We start from the raw sequence: 17,526 nt of genomic DNA on the forward strand, positions 1-17,526 counted from the left end.
TCGGTTCGCTTCAGTTGCCGGACATGTGGCTATTGGCCGGCCACGTTCAAGATCGCCGGTTCATGGCCGATCGCATCGAGAAAGCGCAAAAGGTCCTCTTTCGCGATCTGCGTCGTGGCATCATTGGTCAGCGGGTGACAATTGACAAGCTCGTGACGCATCAGCCCGGCGTCGAGCACCAGCGTGACCTGGTTGTCGACATCGTTGATCAGCCCGAAGACCGTCACCGATCCGGGTTCCACACCAAGGAGCCGCATCAGCGCCTCCGCGCTGCCGAACGATACCCGGCCCGAGGCCCCGATCGTGCGGTGGATCGATTTGAGATCGACTGTCGCGTCCTCCTCGACCGTCACCAGAAAATAACTGCCCTTCTTGTCCTTGAGAAAAAGGTTCTTGGTGTGCCCGCCGTCGATCGTGCCGCGCAGCGCCTGCGACTGCGCCACCGTATAGAGTGGCGGGTGGTCGATGGTCGTCGCCTCAAGGGCGAGCTGGTCGAGAAACGCCAACAGCTCGGCGCGGGTTTTTGCGGCCATGATTTCACTTCGCTTCCGGTCGTGTGCGGCCATGACTAGGACAAACCGGGCCGATGGGACAAGCCCGCCGCCGGGATAGACCCCGGCATATCCAGCAGGCCGGCTCCGACAGGGCGATCGGCGGGTTTTGCGGATCTGCCGCGCAAAACACCGCCAAACCCGTCGGATTCGCGCCAGCATCGTCGTCCGATCCGTACCCGGCAGGCCTCCCGAACGACATCCGCGACGGCCCGAATTTCCCTGTTGCATTCGCATGGCGTTTCCGCCATATAGGCGCGGCTTGCGGCGCCATGCCGCGCGAGCGGGTGTAGCTCAGGGGTAGAGCACAACCTTGCCAAGGTTGGGGTCGAGCGTTCGAATCGCTTCACCCGCTCCAATTTCCTAAGATCTGAATGGCTTGGGGCTCGGTATATCCGGGCCTTTTTGCTGTCTGGCCACCGGGGAGCGCGCGGGGGAGTTTTACCTAGGCCGGCAACTCGATCTGATCGCGAGCGCCCTGTTTTCCCGAGCATCCTCGTTCATAACTGAACTCAGTTCATGGGTCGGTTCGCTTCGGGCCGTTGGTGATCCTTGCGGCCGGGAGTCCATCGAGGCACCGCGCGGCTCGGATTTGCCGATGGCGAGCCCGGCGGCTTTGTGCTAGCCGCAAGCCATGGCGCAGAAGAAGGCACATGAGGTCGGCGGCTGGCTGTCCAGGCCCGATCCGCTCACAAGGGTCGTTCTGATTTACGGACCGGATCGGGGCATGGTCTCGGAACGGGCACGTGGCTTCGCCGAAAAGACCGGACTGCCGATGGCCGACCCGTTCGCGGTGGTCAAATTCGATCTCGCCGACAAAGACACCGATTCCGGCCGCCTGTTCGATGAGCTCGGGGCCCTGCCGCTGTTCGGCGGCCACAGGCTATTGTGGATCCGCAATGCCGGAGCGCAGAAATTCGTCTCCGACGCGCTCAAGGAGGTGCTGGCGGCACCCCCCGACGATTTGACGATCCTGATCGAAGCCGGCGAGTTGAAGAAGACGGCGCCGCTGCGCAAATTGGTCGAAACGACGGATCGGGCGATGGCACTGCCATGTTATCCCGACGAGGGCCGTTCGATCGACGTCCTGATCGACGCCGAATTGAGCCGGGCCGGTCTCGCGATCGATGCCGATGCCAAGTCCGCTCTGCGGGCCGCGCTCGGAGGCGATCGGTTGGCCAGTCGCGGCGAGCTCGAAAAGCTGATCCTGTATTGCCAGGGTGCCGTCAATGTCACGCTCGCCGACGTGCTGGCGTCGACCGGCGACGTCTCGGCGCTTTCTGCCGACGACATCGTCGATTGCGCGATCTCAGGCAAGGTGACCGCGCTGGACGCCCGTATCCGCCGCTATCTTGCCGGCGGCTCTCCGCCCTTCCTCCTTCTGTCGTCCGCGATGCGCCAGTTCCAGGTCCTGTCAGTGCTCAAACACGAGATGGACGTTAATGGCCAGAGTGCGTCCGCCGCAGTCGCGCGGGCTCGGCCGCCGGTGTTTTTTTCCCGCCGCGCGCTGGTGGAAAACGCGCTCGCACAGTGGAGTTCGCCCGCTATCGGCCAGGCGCTCGATCGGCTGCAGGCAACCGTGCTCCAGACCCGTAGGCGCGCCGAGCTCGCCGACGATCTGACCAGCCAGGCGCTGCTGGCGCTCAGCGTCTATGCCCAGGCGCGCATCCGCGGCCGTTAACACCGGTCACGATGGGCGCGTCGACCACTTACAGGCTGCGGAGCGGAAAAGTTGCCGGCTAATGAATCCCGGCTCAATGCATCAGGGACGGGTCCGATACGCCGACATACGGCTGCCCAGCATCTGAAAGAATGAAGCGAAAACAACCTATTGCCTGACACCGCCAAATCCCGGTGGGCTGTCTGCTAATGGCTTTGCAGCCGTCGGCAAACCTCGTCGAGCTGTTCAAGCGTCTTGTAGTCGATCTTGATCTGGCCGCCATTGTCGCGATGGTGGATCGACACCGTAAGCCCGGTTACATCCGACAACAGCTTTTCGAGCGCCTCGGTGTCGGCGTCCTTTTGCGGTGCCGCGCGATAAGGTTTGGCGCTCTTGGTTTCCGGCGCCCGCGGCGCCTGGGCAAGCAGTTCCGCCTGGCGCACGGACAGGCCTTCCTCGACGATCTTCTTGGCCAGTCCGGTCGGATCATCGGCGGTCACGAGCGTGCGGCCATGTCCCGCCGAAAGCGACCCCTCGACCAGCATGTCGCGAATCACTTCCGGCAATTTCAAGAGCCGCAGCGTGTTGGCGACATGGCTGCGGCTCTTGCCGATGATCCGCGCCAGATCGGCTTGCGTGTATTGATGCTCGTCGACCAGTTGCTGGTAACCCGCCGCCTCCTCGACCGGGTTGAGATCGGCGCGCTGAACATTCTCGATGATCGCGAGTTCCAGCGCGACCCGGTCGTCCACGTCGCGGATCATCACCGGGACCTTGGCCAGGCCGGCGCGCTGGGCCGCGCGCCAGCGACGCTCGCCGGCGATGATTTCGTAACGGCCGTCCGCGGCCGGACGCACGACGATCGGCTGCACAATGCCGTGTTCGCGGATCGACTGCGACAGATCGCCGAGCTCCTCTTCGAGGAATTGCCGGCGCGGATTGCGCGGATTGGCGAGCAGGAATTCGATCGGCAATTCGCGGTCCGCCGTCGGCGCGTCCTGCGCCGCGGTCGGCTTGTCCATGTCGCCGATCAGCGCCGCCAGGCCGCGCCCGAGTCGGCGCCGCGATTGTTCCTCGGTCATCTCAGTCTCGTCCCGACATCGTTTCGCATGTGAATCGGTTTACGCAGCCCGTAGGCGCCGCTCACGCCGGATCACCTCCGACGCAAGCTGCAGATAGGCCTGGCTGCCCGTGCATTTGAGATCGTAAAGAATCGCCGGCTTGCCGTGCGAGGGCGCCTCCGACACCCGAACATTGCGCGGAATGACCGTCTGGTAGACAGCCTCGCCCATATGCGCCCGCACATCGTCGACCACCTGATTGGCCAGATTGTTGCGTCCGTCGAACATCGTCAGCACGATCCCCTGAATCGTCAGGCCCGGATTGATCCCGGCGCGCACCTGTTCGACCGTCTCCAAGAGCTGGCTCAATCCTTCGAGCGCGAAAAACTCGCATTGAAGCGGCACGAGCACCGAATCGGCCGCCGCCATCGCATTGATCGTCAAGAGATTGAGCGACGGCGGACAGTCCACCAGCACGTAGGAAAACCGGCCCTCGCCCTCCGGGGCGGTCCGCAGCGCGTTGCGCAGACGCAGGGCGCGATCCGGTAAGCCGGAAATTTCCATCTCCACACCGAGCAGGTCCAGCGTCGAGGGAACGATTGACAGGTGCGGCACCGCGGTCTGCATGGCCGCCTCCGCGATCGACGCCTCACCCACGAGCACGTCATAGGAGGACAACGTCCTGTCGCGGCGATCGATGCCGAGGCCCGTGCTGGCATTGCCTTGCGGATCCAGGTCGATGATCAGCACCCTCTCGCCGATCGCCGCCAGGGCAGTCGCCAGATTGATCGCGGTGGTCGTCTTGCCCACGCCGCCCTTCTGGTTGGCGATGGTGATGATGCGTGTCGCGCTGTTCATGCCTGTCCGCAATCCCTGTGCCACATGGGTCTATTTCCGTGTGGCTTTGATGATCTCGAGGACCACACTGTCGTCATCGACAGAGCTTCGATGTTGTATCAGATCGAGATTCCAAGTGTCATGCGCTAGTTTGATTTCTTCACCGCTATCGCGGCCTTTGTGGAACAGCGCCCGCGTGCCGGCCACAAGCCACGGCTCGGTGAGCGTCAAAAGGCGCGGCAGCGGCGCCAACGCGCGCGCGGTGACGATGTCCGGAGACACCGACGATTCGACGACGTCTTCGATCCGACGTGCCACGATGTCCGCCCGTGGCGCGAGGTCCGACAGGGCATTTTGCAGGAAAGCCGCCTTTTTCCGGTTGCTTTCGACCAGTTTCACCGCCACGTCGGCGCGGTCGTGTGCAAGAATGGCAATCACGGCGCCTGGAAAGCCGCCACCGGACCCGAGATCGGCCCATCGCCGGGCCTGGGGCGCGATGCTGAGGAGCTGCGCGCTGTCGAGTATGTGCCGCCGCCACAACCTATCCAGGGTCGATGGCGCAACCAGATTGATCCGGCGCGCCCATTTGCAAAATACCGTTTCGAACCGCCGTAGCCGTTCGAATGTTTCACGTGAAACGGGCCCGGCCACGCGGCACAAGGCCTGGTAATCGTCCTCGCTCACGCCGCCGAACGCCCCCGGCGCGGCGCGCTGGCCCGCAGCTGCGCGATGATCAGCGCGATCGCGGCCGGCGTCATGCCCTCGACCCGATAGGCCTCGGCCACCGATTCGGGCCGGCTCCGTTCCAGCTTCTGCCGCAATTCGTTGGATAGTCCCGCAATGCCCGCATAATCCAGCCCTTCCGGAATCGCGAGCTGCGACTCGCGCTTCATCAATGCGATGTCCGCGGATTGACGTTCGAGATAGACGGCATAACGGGCCTCGGTTTCCAGGATCTCGGCAATCCCGGTACCGATGCTGTCCAATTCGGGCCAGATCCGCGACAAAGCCTGAACGGACTGGTTCGGGTAGGCGAGAAGATCGTAAGCGGAACGGCGTACCCCATCCTGATTGATGGCGATCCCGGCGCGTGCAGCCTGCGGCGGCGTCAGGGAAACACCCTGACACGCCGCCCGTGCCCGATCGAGCGCTTCCGATTTGGCTGTAAACGCTGCCGCGCGCTCGGACCCGGCAATGCCGAGTGCGATTGCTTTCGGGGTCAGACGCTGATCGGCATTGTCGGCCCTCAACGTCAGACGGAACTCCGCCCGCGAGGTGAACATACGATAGGGTTCCATCACGCCGCGCAGCGTCAGATCGTCGATCATCACGCCGATATAGCATTCGCCGCGGCCGAATTCGGCCGCCGGCAGGCCGGCAACGAGACGGGCGGCATTCAGCCCGGCAACCAGGCCCTGAGCCGCCGCCTCCTCATAACCCGTCGTTCCGTTGATCTGGCCGGCGAGGAAAAGCCCCGGCATTTTGCGGGTTTCCAACGACGCCCGCAATTCGCGCGGATCGACATGGTCGTATTCGATCGCATAGCCCGGCTGCACGATCGCGGCATGCTCCAGCCCGGGGATCGTCCGCACCAAGGCATGCTGCGCATCTTCCGGCAGCGAGGTCGAAATCCCGTTCGGATAGACCGTCGGATCGTCAAGACCTTCCGGTTCGAGAAAAATCTGATGACCGTCGCGATCGCCGAATTTGACGATTTTGTCCTCGATCGACGGACAATAGCGCGGGCCGACACTATCGATCCGGCCGGAATACATCGCCGAACGATGCAGGTTCGCGCGAATGACGGCATGGGTCTCGTCCGTCGTGCGGGTAACCCCGCATTCGATCTGCGGTTGCGCGATCGCCGCGGTAAGGAAGGAAAACGGCACCGGCTCGTCGTCGCCTGGCTGCATTTCCAGCCGGGCCCAGTCGATCGTACGGCCATCGAGGCGCGGCGGCGTCCCGGTCTTGAGCCGCCCGAGTTGCAGCCCAGCCTGTTGCAAGGCCTCCGAAAGACCGTAGCTGGCCTTCTCGTTCATCCGCCCGGCCGGTATGCGGCGCTCGCCGATATGGATCAGACCGCCGAGAAACGTGCCTGTGGTCAGCACCACTGCCCGGCATAGGAGTTTTTCACCCGAGGCCAATACGATACCGTTGATTCGGTCGTCCGCCCGGTCAAATCCGACCGCCTCGCCCTCCACGATGTCGAGCCCGGCCTGCACCGCAAGCGCATTCTGCATCGCCAGACGATAGAGCTTACGGTCTGCCTGCGCGCGCGGGCCGCGCACAGCCGGCCCCTTGCGGCGGTTGAGCAGGCGGAACTGAATTCCGGCCTTGTCCGCCACGCGGCCCATGAGCCCGTCCAACGCATCGATTTCGCGCACGAGATGGCCTTTTCCGAGCCCGCCGATTGCCGGGTTGCACGACATTACGCCGATTTTGTCCCGGGCAAGCGTCAACAATGCTGTCTGCGCGCCGGCGCGCGCCGCCGCCGCCGCGGCCTCGCAGCCGGCGTGACCGCCGCCGATCACCACTACGTCGTATGTCGATCCCATCACTGTCTCCGAAATCGGAGGCGACAGATGCGCCGAGGCGCCCGTCTTGTCAAGAAAACACCCGTACGATGTTTCACGTGAAACGGTCGGAGGCGGGAGCGACCTGGTGTTTCACGTGAATCACCCGCTCCGACACCGCGGTTCGGAATTACGATGTTTCACGTGAATCACTTCCCAATACAAAACCGCGAGAAAATCGCGCCCAAAATCTCCTCGACATCCATCGTCCCGAGCGTTCGCCCGAGCGCGTGCCCGGCGACCCGCAATTCCTCCGCCCGGATTTCCAGTCCGGCCGTCCCGGTCGCCGCCATACGAAGCGCCGCCGCGCCGCGTGCGAGTTCCTCGACCTGACGAACCGTGAACGGTACAAGCGCGCCGCGCGGTCCCGCGCTTGCCCTCGCCGCCGCACCCAAACGGTCGAGCAGCAAGGCGACACCCTCGCCCGACCGCACCGAAAGCCATAGGCCGGCGCCCGACTTTTTGCGATCGCCGGGTTCGACCAGATCCGCCTTGCTCGCGATCCACCAAGCGTCGACTGGCACGTCGGCGGGAACCGACATCGTCGATCCAGCCTCGACCAGCACAATCACGCAATCCGCGTCGCGCGCCGCCGCGCGGCTGCGTCTAATTCCCTCGCGCTCGACCGCACCCGCGCCCTCGCGGATGCCGGCCGTGTCGGTCACGATCACTTTCATCCCGTCGAGATCGAGTTCGACGGTCACGAGGTCGCGCGTTGTGCCCGGCTCGTCCGACACGATCGCCACATCGCGTCTCGCCAAAGCGTTGAGCAGGCTCGACTTACCCGAATTCGGCGCTCCGATAATAGCGACACGAAAACCCTCGCGAATGATCTCGGCCTGGCGATAACCCGCCACATGTGCCTCGATCTCCTCCGCCAGCGCGGTCATATCGGGCCAGACCGTATCCGACATGGCACCCGGCACGTCGTCTTCGTCGGCAAAATCGAGTTCCGCTTCGATCAGCGCCCGCGCCGCCAGAATCCGCTCTCGCCAGCCTTCGTAAAGGTGCTGATGCCGGCCGTTTGCATTCGCCAGCGCAAAACGACGTTGCGCCTCCGTATCGGCTTCAATCAGGTCGGCGAGCGCTTCCGCGCCGGGCAGGTCGATCTTGCCATAGGCAAGCGCCCTTCGGGTGAATTCCCCCGCCTCGGCCTGCCTCAGGCCCGGTGATGCGGACAGCACCGAAAGCAGCCTGCCGACGACCGCTCTGCCCCCATGGATATGAAACTCCGCGCAATCCTCTCCGGTGAAGCTTGCCGGCCCCGGAAAAAACACCACAAGCCCGGTATCAACAGCCTCGCCGGCGGCGTCGCGCAGGCGTGCGTGACGCAACTCGCGCGGGGGTGGAAGCGTGCCGGCCAGCCTGTGCACCGCGTCGCGCGACTGCGGTCCCGACAGCCGCACCACGGCAACGCCGCTCGGCAATCCGCCGCTCGACAATGCGAAGATCGTATCCCGGAAAAGCGTTTGCCCCTTCAACCCGACAGCCCTACCCTTTGCCTGTATAATGAGGACATCCGACATGACACTGCCGGCCGAAAACCTTCTGTCCAGGGAGACCAGCCCCTATCTGCGCCAGCACGCCGACAATCCAGTCCATTGGAGAGCCTGGTCGAGCGCGGCTCTCGCCGAGGCACGGGCGCTCAACCGGCCGATCCTTCTCTCAATCGGTTATGCGGCCTGCCATTGGTGCCACGTCATGGCGCATGAATCCTTCGAAGACGCCGAAACCGCCGCCGTCATGAACCGGCTCTACGTAAACATCAAGGTCGATCGCGAGGAGCGGCCCGATATCGACCAGATCTTCATGGCCGCGCTGACTGCGACCGGCGAGCAGGGCGGATGGCCGCTGACCATGTTTCTGACACCCGACGCCCGGCCGTTCTGGGGCGGAACCTATTTTCCGAAAGAGAACCAATACGGCCGACCGGGGTTTACCGCAGTGCTGAAGGCGGTGCATGCCGCCTGGACCGACAACAAGGCGGCGATCGAACAGAACGCCGAAACCCTCAACGCTCACGTCGCGCGCGGCCTCGCACCCGTTGTCGACGCCAGCCAAGACGATTCGGCCCCACTTGCCAGCCTGGCCGCATCGATCGCCGACATGACCGATCCGGCACGCGGCGGCCTGCGCGGGGCGCCGAAATTCCCCAACGCCCCGTTCATGACCGCACTCTGGCACGGCTGGCTGGACGACGGCGAGAGCCGCTATCGCGAGGCCTTCCTCACCAGCCTGCGCGGCATGCTGAACGGCGGCATTTACGACCATGTCGGTGGCGGCCTGTGTCGCTACTCGACCGATGGCGACTGGCTCGTGCCGCATTTCGAAAAGATGCTTTACGACAACGCCCAGATGATCCGCCACTGCCTGTGGGCGCATGCCGAAACCGCGGACGATATATTCCGGGACCGAATCGAAACCACGGTCGAATGGCTGGCGCGCGAGATGCGCCTCGAGAGCGGCGGCTTCGCCTCCAGCCTCGACGCCGACAGCGCCGGCGAAGAAGGAGTGTTCTACACATGGACACGGGATCGGATCGAAACTGTTCTCGGAAACGATTCGGATTTCTTTTTCCGGCATCTCAAGCTCGGCACTGCGCAACACTGGGACGGCGATCCGGTCCTGTTCGCACCGACCCCTCCCGAAGCGGATGCGGACGACGACCCCGAACGGCTGTCGGAGCTGCTGGCGAAGCTGCGCGCGACGCGTGCGGAACGTCCACCGCCCGGACGCGACGACAAGGTTCTTGTCGACTGGAACGGCCTCATGATCCGCGCGCTGGCCGAAGCCGGTCGGTATTTCGGTCGACCCAACTGGGTCGAGATGGCAGCTGGCGCCTATCGTTTCGTTGTCGAATCGATCGAAGGCGATCGCCTGCCACACAGTATTCTTGGCTCGGACCGGCTATTCCCCGGCATGTCGAGCGACTATGCCGCGATGATCAATGCCGCGATCGCCCTTACCGAAGCCTCCGGCGAGCGGCAAACCATTGATCAGGCGCTCGACTGGGCAGCCAGGCTTGAAGACTGGTACGGCGACGGCGCCTCCGGCCATTACCTGACGGCGAGCGACAGCAGCGACGTACCCTTTCGCATCCGGGGTGATGCCGACGACGCCGTCGCTTCCGCGACGTCGCAGATCATCGAGGCCCTGTCGCGGCTTGCGGCGGCAACCGCGGATATGGATTTGACACTGAAATCGATCGCCGTGGCGCGGGCCGCCTTGGGTCGCGTCACCCAGCAGCGTTTTGGCCAGGCCGGTATCATCGTCGCTGCCGCCACGGCGTTTGATCCGCGAAAGCTGGTTATCGAGGGTGGATCGGCGTCCGAATTCCTTTCGGCTACGAATCGATACCCGGATCCGCGTCGTGTCGACGTGATCGCGCCCGCTTCCGCCGACCTCGGCCTTGCTCTGCCGGCGGGCACAGCCGTCGCCGACGGGCCGGCCGCCTATCTGTGTCACGGACAGACCTGCTTGCCGCCAATCAAAGCCGCCGGCGAACTCGCCGCCCGGCTTGCCGAAACGGTGCGGCGCGCCGCCGAATAACTGACCGTAATCCCGATCGCGACAAGGACGTCGTGGCCGGCATCCGTTCGAGCCATCCACTAATTCGAGCCCCCGCTCGCCGGTGATTTGTCCGGCTGTCCGCCGAGAGAGGCAGCGTCGCAAAATAATTATTTAAAACAATAATTTAGCGGTAAATCCGGCGTCCGATCGCTCGCGGCGGCGCAGGCCCCTCACGTATTCATCGAATCGAAGAAATCGGCATTGCTCTTGGTCTGTTTGAGCTTGTCGATCAGGAATTCGATCGCATCCGTGGTCCCCATCGGCGACAGGATGCGACGCAGCACGAAAATCTTCTGCAGATCTTGGCGCGGAATCAGCAGATCCTCCTTGCGCGTCCCCGATTTCAAGATGTCGATCGCCGGGAAGATGCGTTTGTCGGCCACTTTGCGGTCGAGCACAATTTCGGAATTGCCCGTACCCTTGAACTCCTCGAAGATGACCTCGTCCATGCGGCTGCCGGTATCGATCAGCGCCGTGGCGATGATGGTCAGCGAACCACCTTCCTCGATATTGCGGGCCGCGCCGAAAAACCGCTTCGGCCGCTGCAGGGCGTTGGCGTCGACACCACCGGTCAGGACCTTGCCCGAGGAGGGCACGACGGTGTTGTAGGCCCGTCCGAGCCGGGTGATCGAATCGAGCAGGATCACCACGTCGCGGCCGTGTTCGACCAGCCGCTTGGCCTTTTCGATCACGATCTCGGCGACCTGGACATGGCGCACCGCCGGTTCGTCGAAGGTGGAGGACACCACCTCGCCCTTCACCGAGCGCTGCATGTCGGTCACTTCTTCCGGCCGCTCGTCGATCAGAAGCACGATCAGGAAACATTCGGGATGGTTGGTGGTGATCGAATGGGCGATGTTTTGCAAAAGCACCGTCTTGCCGGTGCGCGGCTGGGCCACGATCAGCCCGCGCTGCCCCTTGCCGAGCGGTGCCACCAGATCGATCACCCGCGACGAACTATCCTTGGTCGTCGGATTGTCGATTTCCATGCGTAGCCGCTCATTGGGGTAGAGTGGCGTCAGATTGTCGAAATGAATCTTGTGCCGGATCTTCTCCGGATCCTCGAAATTGATTGTGCTGACCTTGAGCAGCGCGAAATACCGCTCGCCTTCCTTGGGGCTGCGGATCGGCCCCTCGACCGTATCCCCGGTCTTCAGCGAAAAGCGCCGGATCTGCGACGGTGAGATATAGATATCGTCCGGCCCGGGCAGGTAATTGGCGTTGGCCGAACGCAGGAAGCCGAACCCGTCCTGCAGAACCTCCACCACGCCTTCGCCGATGATCTCGATATCCTGCGCCGCCAGCTTCTTCAGGATCGCAAACATCAGCTCCTGTTTGCGCATGACGCTGGCGTTTTCGACCTCGAGCGACTCCGCGAAGGCGATCAGATCGGTGGGTTTCTTGCTCTTGAGGTCTTGGAGTTTCATTTCTTGCATGATGTGCTCGAAGGCGGAGGGGAAAACAGCTGGGAAGGCGAATGCCCGCGGCAGAGTACGAATGCTATGCGGCTGCGCTGTAGGGGAGGGAAGAAACCCTTAGTCCTTCCCGATCGAAAGCGCAAGAACGGTTTTGGATCAGAACGGCTTGACGATGACCAGGATGACGATCGCGATCATCAGAACCGTGGGAACTTCATTCATCAATCGCCAAAACCGCGCCGGCCGCTGATTGCGATCTTCGGCGAAACGGCGCACGGCCGCCGAAAAATAGCCATGCGCGCCCGACATCGCAAGAACCAGCGCAATCTTTGCGTGCAACCAGCCTCCCGAAAACCCGAATCCCTGCCAGGCGAGCCATAGGCCCAACGCCCAGCTCGCCATCATTGCCGGGTTGATGATCGCCCGCAAAAGCCGGCGTTCCATCACCTTGAAGGTTTCCGATTGGGCCGAGCCCGGCGCCGCGTCGCAATGGTAGACGAACAGGCGCGGCAAATAGAGCATCCCAGCCATCCAGGATATCACCGCAATGACGTGGAAGGCCTTGATCCAGAGATAGTAGGCCGACAGGTCGACCGAAAAAAGCGCCAGAACCGCGAGAGCCAGAACGACCAGCGCGACAACGGCCCTGCTCAGCGGCGCCACCTTTGCGGACGATTTTGTCGGTTCGCTCATGCCCGGCCCCGAACCAGCGCGACCATCTCCTCGACATGCGCGATCGGCGTGTGCGGCGTGATCCCATGTCCGAGGTTGAAGATCAGCGGCCCTTCCGACAGCTCCCCGAGAATGCGGTCGACCCCCGTACGAAGCGACTCCCCGCCCGCGACCAGCCGCAGCGGGTCGAGATTACCCTGCACGGCACCGTCGCCTTGCAGGCGGCGCGCCTGTGACAGCGGCACGGTCCAGTCCAGTCCCAGCCCATCGACGCCGGTCGCCGCGCGATAACCGTCGAAACGGCTTCCCGCACCCTTCGGAAAACCGATCACCGCGATATCCGGATGCCGCTCCCTGATCGTCGCCACCATCCGCGCCACCGGTTTCACGCAGAACCGCTCGAATTCCTCCTCGCCAAGCACCCCGGCCCACGAATCGAAGATCTGCACCGTATCGGCGCCGGCCTCGATCTGGCGCGACAGATAGTCGGCCGAAATGTCGGCCAAAAGCCCGATCAACCGGTCCATAGCCTCCGGTTCTTTATAGGCAAACAGTCGGGCCGGCGCCTGGTCGGGCGTGCCGTGTCCCGCGATCATGTAGGTCGCGACCGTCCACGGCGCGCCGCAAAAGCCGATCAGCGTGGTTTCAGACGGTAGGGTTCGCCGCAATCGCGACACGGTTTCATAGACCGGCGCCAGCCTTTGGTGAAACTCGGAGTAATCGAGTTCTGCAATCTCCTCCGCTCTGATCGGCGTCATCAGTGGCCCCTTGCCTTCCTCGAAGCGCAAATCGCGGCCGAGCGCATGCGGAACCACCAGAATGTCGGAAAACAGGATCGACGCGTCAAAACCGAAACGACGGATCGGTTGCATCGTCACCTCGACCGCCAGATCGGGATCGTAGCACAGATCGAGAAAGCTCCCGGCTTTTTTCCGCACCTGTCTGTATTCCGGCAGGTAGCGTCCGGCCTGCCGCATCATCCAGAGCGGCGGCGGATTGAGGCTTTCGCCTTTTAAGACGCGGATCAGCCGCCGGTCATTGCCCATGCGAAATCCTTCCAGTTACGGACTCAATTAAAGAAAGAGATTCGAGAAGGAAACTTTTTGTTCTTCTATGACTCTGTCGAAAACGGGGATTGGCACCAGTCCCCAGATTGTCGCGGCGCCCAGGTGCCGCGCGGTGTCGACACGGCGGCACGCTCCAGTCTGGTGATTATGGGGAATGTCGAAAATATCGCTTGTTTTTCAGTATGTTGAAAAAGAGAAAAAATCCTCCTGAAATCAGGGCACAGTGGAAGCTGCGGCCAGCCCACCGAGTTCTCAACACCCTTGCGATCTTGTCCCGACAGCCCTGGATTGTGGAAGACTCGGCATCTGATACAGTCGGCTTCGCCAGGCCGGTCCCCGGCTCGGGCTTATCCACATTTCCCAACAGGACCGCCGAGCCCCTGTGAACAGACCTCAGAGTTTCTTCCATCTCCATTTGATATCCGACGCGACCGGCGAAACCCTGCTCGCGGCCGGCCGGGCTGCGTCCGCGCAATACAAGGACGCGCGCGCCGTCGAGCACATCTATCCGTTGATCCGCACCGAGCGGCAGTTGCAGGCGGTGTTGGACGAGATCGACGCCGAACCGGGCATCGTTCTCTATACCGTCGTCGACGAGACGCTTGCGCGGACGCTCGACGAACGCTGCGCGGCGATGGGCCTGCCTTGCGTATCCGTGCTCGAACCGGTCCTGACCGTGTTCCAGTCTTATCTCGGCGCCCCCGCCGGCCGGCGCGTCGGCGCCCAGCACGCGCTCGACGCCGACTATTTCCGGCGCATCGACGCGCTGAATTTCACCATGGATCACGACGACGGACAGCTTCCCGCCGACATCGAGGAGGCCGACATTGTTCTGGTCGGCATCTCGCGCACCTCCAAGACACCGACCAGCATCTATCTGGCCAATCGCGGCATCAAGACCGCCAATGTGCCGATCGTGCCGGGCGTGCCGGTGCCCGAAGCCCTGTCGCAGGCGAAAAAGCCGCTGATCGTCGGGCTGGTCGCCTCGGCCGAACGCATCTCGCAGGTCCGCCACCATCGTATCCTGGGAGCCACGGCTGATTTTGACGCCGGCGCATACACCGACCGTGCCCATATCGTTCAGGAGCTGACCTATGCCCGCCAGATCTGCACCCGCAATGGCTGGCCGATGATCGACGTCAGCCGGCGTTCGATCGAGGAGACCGCCGCCGCCATCCTTGCGCTGCGCGGCAGAAGCCGCTAGCGAGCCGGCCATGACCCAGACAAGACCGCCGCTCGTCCTTGCCTCGCGCAGCCCGTTCAGGCGCAAAATGCTCGCCGATGCCGGAGTGGCGGTCGAGGCGCTTGCCGCCGAGATCGACGAACGCGCCGCTGAGGCGCCCCTGCTCGGCAGCGGCGCCAGCGCCGAGGATGTCGCCATGGTGCTCGCCGAAGCCAAGGCCGGTTCCGTCAGTGAAAAAAGACCGGAGGCGCTGGTCATCGGCGCCGACCAGACGTTGGCGCTCGACGGCGAGTTGCTGCACAAGCCGGCCGACATGGCCGAGGCGCGGCGCCGGCTTCTGCTCCTGTCGGGCAAGACGCATCAACTAAACAGCGCCGTCGTTCTGGCACGGGGCGGCGAAACCCTGTGGCGTCACGTGTCCGTCGCGCAGATGACGATGCGCACGCTGACGCCCGATTTTGTCGGCCGGCATCTCGCCCGTGTCGGCGACAAGGTGCTGGCCAGCGTCGGCGCCTATCAGGTCGAGGGCGAAGGCATTCAGCTTTTCGAGCGCATCGACGGCGATTTCTTCGCCATTATCGGCCTACCCTTGTTGCCGCTCCTGGCCGCGCTGCGCGATCTGGATGCCTTCGATGGCTGAGCACGCGCCGCGCGCCTTTGTCTGCGGCTGGCCGATCACGCATTCGCGCTCGCCGCTGATCCACCGTTACTGGCTGGCCGAACACAGGATAAATGGCAGCTATGACGCCGTGGCGGTCGATCCGGCCGGTTTCGACGATTTCGTCGGTGGCCTGCGAGAGGCGGGATGGGCCGGCGGCAACGTGACCATTCCGCACAAGGAGCGTGCCGTCGCGCTGGCCGAGCGTCGCGAGGCCGCCGCCGAGAGGATCGGTGCTGCCAACACGTTGTGGTTCGAAAACGGCAGGCTGCACGCGGCCAACACCGACTGGTCGGGGTTTGCCGCCAATCTCGATCAGGGCGCACCGGGCTGGCGTGACCGCGAGCGAGCGGTCGTGCTTGGCGCCGGCGGCGCGGCACGGGCGGTGATTCATGCTCTGCAGGTCGCCGGCTATAGGCAAATCGCCATCGTCAACCGCACGGTTGAAAGGGCGCAAGCCCTCGCCGCGCGTTTCGGTGATGGTGTCGGCACCGCGCCCTGGAAGGGCCTGGGCGGCCTGCTTGCGGATTGCGACCTCCTGGTCAACACGACTTCGCTCGGCATGGAGGGTGCGCCCGGCCACGACTTCGATCTTGCCGGGCTCGGCGACCGCACGATAGTGACCGACATCGTTTATGTGCCGTTGGTCACGCCGTTGCTCGCGCAGGCTGCGGCACGCGGCTGCGTGACGGTCGACGGGCTCGGCATGCTTTTGCATCAGGCCGTGCCCGGCTTCGAGGCCTGGTTCGGGGTGCGGCCACAGGTGACGGACGCGCTGCGCGCGCTTGTCATCGCCGATATGGAGCGAAACAAATGATCGTTCTCGGCCTCACCGGCTCGATCGGCATGGGCAAATCAACCACGGCGCGGTTCTTCAGAGACTATGGCGTGCCGGTCCACGACGCAGACGCCGCGGTTCACGCGCTTTACGAAGGCAAGGCGGTTCCGCTGGTCGGCGAACGGTTTCCCGACGCGATCGTTGCCGGCAGGGTCGATCGCGCGCGGCTGGCCGAGCAGGTCCTGGGCAAGCCCGAGGCGCTCAAGGCGCTGGAGGCGATCGTCCATCCGCTGGTGCGCGCCGCCGAGCTCGAATTCCTCGCCGCGCACCGGGAAAAGGGCACGCCGCTGGTCGTGCTCGACATTCCGCTTCTTTACGAGACCGGCGGTGAAAAACGGGTCGATCGCGTCCTGGTCGTAACCGCGCCCGAAGAGGTGCAGCGCGAGCGGGTGCTCGCCCGGCCCGGCATGACGCCTGAGCGCCTGCAAAACATCCTCGACACGCAGGTGCCGGATGCCGAAAAGCGCCGCCGCGCCGATTTCGTGCTCGATACCGGGCTCGGCATGGATCACGCGCGGCGCCGGGTCGCGGAGATCATCGATGAACTGACCGGCAAACCGGACGAACGGCGAGAGTGACGCCGCCAGCGTGCCGGTATGGCGTCGGAGCCTGTGGTGAAACCGCCGCCGTGGAGCAAAGGTGATTCAGCCGCAGGCCATCATGGTCTAGTCTGGCCATCGAATCGGGATTTGAGGCGGCGATGCGCGAGATCATCTTTGATACCGAAACCACCGGACTTGACGCCCGCGAGGACCGGGTGATCGAGATCGGAGCGGTCGAGCTGGTCAACCGGTTCCCCTCCGGCCGGGTCTTTCACGTCTATATCCATCCCGAAAACCGGGCCATTCATCCCGAAGCGCAGGCCGTGCACGGCATCAGCCTTGCCGATCTGGAGGGAAAGCCGGTTTTCTCCGAGATCGCCGAGGAGTTTCTGGCTTTTGTGGGCGACGGCAAGCTGGTGGCCCACAATGCCGGCTTCGACATGGGCTTCATCAATCACGAGCTGGCCCGCTTGAAAATCGATGCGGTGGATCCGGACCGGGTGATCGATACGCTGGCGATCGCGCGGCGCAAGCATCCCATGGGGCCGAACTCGCTCGATGCGCTGTGCCGGCGCTACGGTATCGACAACAGCCGCCGCACCAAGCACGGCGCCCTGCTCGATTCGGAATTGCTGGCCGAAGTCTATATCGAGCTGGTGGGCGGAAAGCAGGCGGCGCTCGGGCTGGAAATGCGTGGCTCCGACACCGAGGAAACCGGGCGCGAAATCGACATGATCGCGATCAAGCCGCGTGCGCGGCACTTGCCGTCGCGCCTGACGGCGTCGACGCGCGCCGCCCATGCGAAAATGGTCGAAACGCTCGGCGAAAATGCAATCTGGCCCCGGATCGACATCGCGCAAGACAAACAGACGTCCGACTGAGCGGCTCGGTCTTCG

At 63.7% G+C, this 17,526-nt stretch carries 16 protein-coding genes and 1 tRNA gene; 8 read left to right on the forward strand and 9 right to left on the reverse strand.

Features of this window, described 5'->3' with window-relative positions; translation table 11 throughout:
- Positions 1–29: 29 nt before the first annotated feature.
- Positions 30–533, reverse strand: a complete 504-nt coding sequence (locus tag GN330_RS05125; RefSeq protein ID WP_246188498.1) for a prolyl-tRNA synthetase associated domain-containing protein — start codon at positions 531–533, stop codon at positions 30–32.
- 301 nt (positions 534–834) lie between these two features.
- Here GN330_RS05125 and GN330_RS05130 point away from each other — a divergent pair.
- Both GN330_RS05130 and holA read left to right on the forward strand, forming a co-directional pair.
- Positions 835–909: transfer RNA gene (locus GN330_RS05130), tRNA-Gly, on the forward strand.
- Between the two features lie 276 nt (positions 910–1,185).
- Positions 1,186–2,232: a DNA polymerase III subunit delta gene (gene holA / locus GN330_RS05135; RefSeq protein WP_156711550.1), complete on the forward strand. Its 1,047-nt coding sequence runs from the start codon at positions 1,186–1,188 to the stop codon at positions 2,230–2,232.
- A gap of 185 nt (positions 2,233–2,417) precedes the next feature.
- On the opposite strand, the gene GN330_RS05140 is transcribed toward holA, so the two are convergent.
- The 5 genes from GN330_RS05140 to mnmE form a co-directional block, all read right to left on the reverse strand.
- On the reverse strand, positions 2,418–3,293 hold the full coding sequence (locus GN330_RS05140; protein ID WP_156711551.1) for a ParB/RepB/Spo0J family partition protein: 876 nt from the start codon (positions 3,291–3,293) through the stop codon (positions 2,418–2,420).
- Between the two features lie 39 nt (positions 3,294–3,332).
- Positions 3,333–4,130 carry a ParA family protein gene (locus GN330_RS05145; protein ID WP_156711552.1) on the reverse strand — a complete coding sequence of 266 codons (798 nt, stop codon included), beginning with the start codon at positions 4,128–4,130 and terminating at the stop codon, positions 3,333–3,335.
- Positions 4,131–4,160: 30 nt separating this feature from the next.
- Complete coding sequence (rsmG, locus tag GN330_RS05150; RefSeq protein ID WP_343040283.1) at positions 4,161–4,793, reverse strand: 16S rRNA (guanine(527)-N(7))-methyltransferase RsmG; 633 nt, start codon at positions 4,791–4,793, stop codon at positions 4,161–4,163.
- Entirely contained in the window at positions 4,790–6,664 is a 1,875-nt protein-coding gene (gene mnmG / locus GN330_RS05155; RefSeq protein WP_156711553.1) for a tRNA uridine-5-carboxymethylaminomethyl(34) synthesis enzyme MnmG, read from the reverse strand. Before mnmG ends, rsmG begins: the two co-directional genes overlap by 4 nt.
- 167 nt (positions 6,665–6,831) lie before the next feature.
- The gene (gene mnmE, locus GN330_RS05160) at positions 6,832–8,163 is read right to left on the reverse strand and encodes a tRNA uridine-5-carboxymethylaminomethyl(34) synthesis GTPase MnmE (RefSeq protein ID WP_246188499.1); all 1,332 of its coding nucleotides are present in this window, start codon (positions 8,161–8,163) and stop codon (positions 6,832–6,834) included.
- Between the two features lie 43 nt (positions 8,164–8,206).
- Between mnmE and GN330_RS05165 the strand changes: the two genes are divergently transcribed.
- Positions 8,207–10,231, forward strand: coding sequence for a thioredoxin domain-containing protein (locus GN330_RS05165; protein ID WP_156711555.1), 2,025 nt, complete (start codon positions 8,207–8,209; stop codon positions 10,229–10,231).
- 191 nt (positions 10,232–10,422) lie between these two features.
- Here GN330_RS05165 and rho read toward each other — a convergent pair whose 3' ends face one another.
- The 3 genes from rho to hemE all read right to left on the reverse strand — a co-directional run bounded on the left by rho (position 10,423) and on the right by hemE (position 13,388).
- Positions 10,423–11,688, reverse strand: a complete 1,266-nt coding sequence (gene rho, locus GN330_RS05170; protein ID WP_156711556.1) for a transcription termination factor Rho — start codon at positions 11,686–11,688, stop codon at positions 10,423–10,425.
- Between the two features lie 138 nt (positions 11,689–11,826).
- Complete coding sequence (gene hemJ, locus GN330_RS05175; RefSeq protein ID WP_156711557.1) at positions 11,827–12,363, reverse strand: protoporphyrinogen oxidase HemJ; 537 nt, start codon at positions 12,361–12,363, stop codon at positions 11,827–11,829.
- Entirely contained in the window at positions 12,360–13,388 is a 1,029-nt protein-coding gene (gene hemE, locus GN330_RS05180; protein ID WP_156711558.1) for a uroporphyrinogen decarboxylase, read from the reverse strand. The genes hemJ and hemE overlap by 4 nt, the downstream gene beginning before the upstream one ends.
- A 403-nt stretch (positions 13,389–13,791) precedes the next feature.
- Between hemE and GN330_RS05185 the strand changes: the two genes are divergently transcribed.
- The 5 genes from GN330_RS05185 (at position 13,792) to dnaQ (ending at position 17,511) form a co-directional block, all read left to right on the forward strand.
- Positions 13,792–14,613 (forward strand): pyruvate, water dikinase regulatory protein, encoded by an 822-nt coding sequence (locus tag GN330_RS05185; RefSeq protein ID WP_343040286.1) that lies wholly within the window; start codon positions 13,792–13,794, stop codon positions 14,611–14,613.
- Between the two features lie 10 nt (positions 14,614–14,623).
- Complete coding sequence (locus tag GN330_RS05190) at positions 14,624–15,232, forward strand: Maf-like protein (protein ID WP_156711559.1); 609 nt, start codon at positions 14,624–14,626, stop codon at positions 15,230–15,232.
- Positions 15,225–16,067: a shikimate dehydrogenase gene (locus tag GN330_RS05195; RefSeq protein ID WP_156711560.1), complete on the forward strand. Its 843-nt coding sequence runs from the start codon at positions 15,225–15,227 to the stop codon at positions 16,065–16,067. Before GN330_RS05190 ends, GN330_RS05195 begins: the two co-directional genes overlap by 8 nt.
- Positions 16,064–16,666, forward strand: a complete 603-nt coding sequence (gene coaE / locus GN330_RS05200) for a dephospho-CoA kinase (RefSeq protein WP_156711561.1) — start codon at positions 16,064–16,066, stop codon at positions 16,664–16,666. The genes GN330_RS05195 and coaE overlap by 4 nt, the downstream gene beginning before the upstream one ends.
- Positions 16,667–16,788: 122 nt before the next feature.
- Positions 16,789–17,511 carry a DNA polymerase III subunit epsilon gene (gene dnaQ, locus GN330_RS05205; protein WP_156711562.1) on the forward strand — a complete coding sequence of 241 codons (723 nt, stop codon included), beginning with the start codon at positions 16,789–16,791 and terminating at the stop codon, positions 17,509–17,511.
- The last annotated feature ends 15 nt before the right edge of the window (positions 17,512–17,526 follow it).

The organism is Nitratireductor arenosus (assembly GCF_009742725.1).
Lineage (GTDB): Bacteria > Pseudomonadota > Alphaproteobacteria > Rhizobiales > Rhizobiaceae > Mangrovimarina > Mangrovimarina arenosa.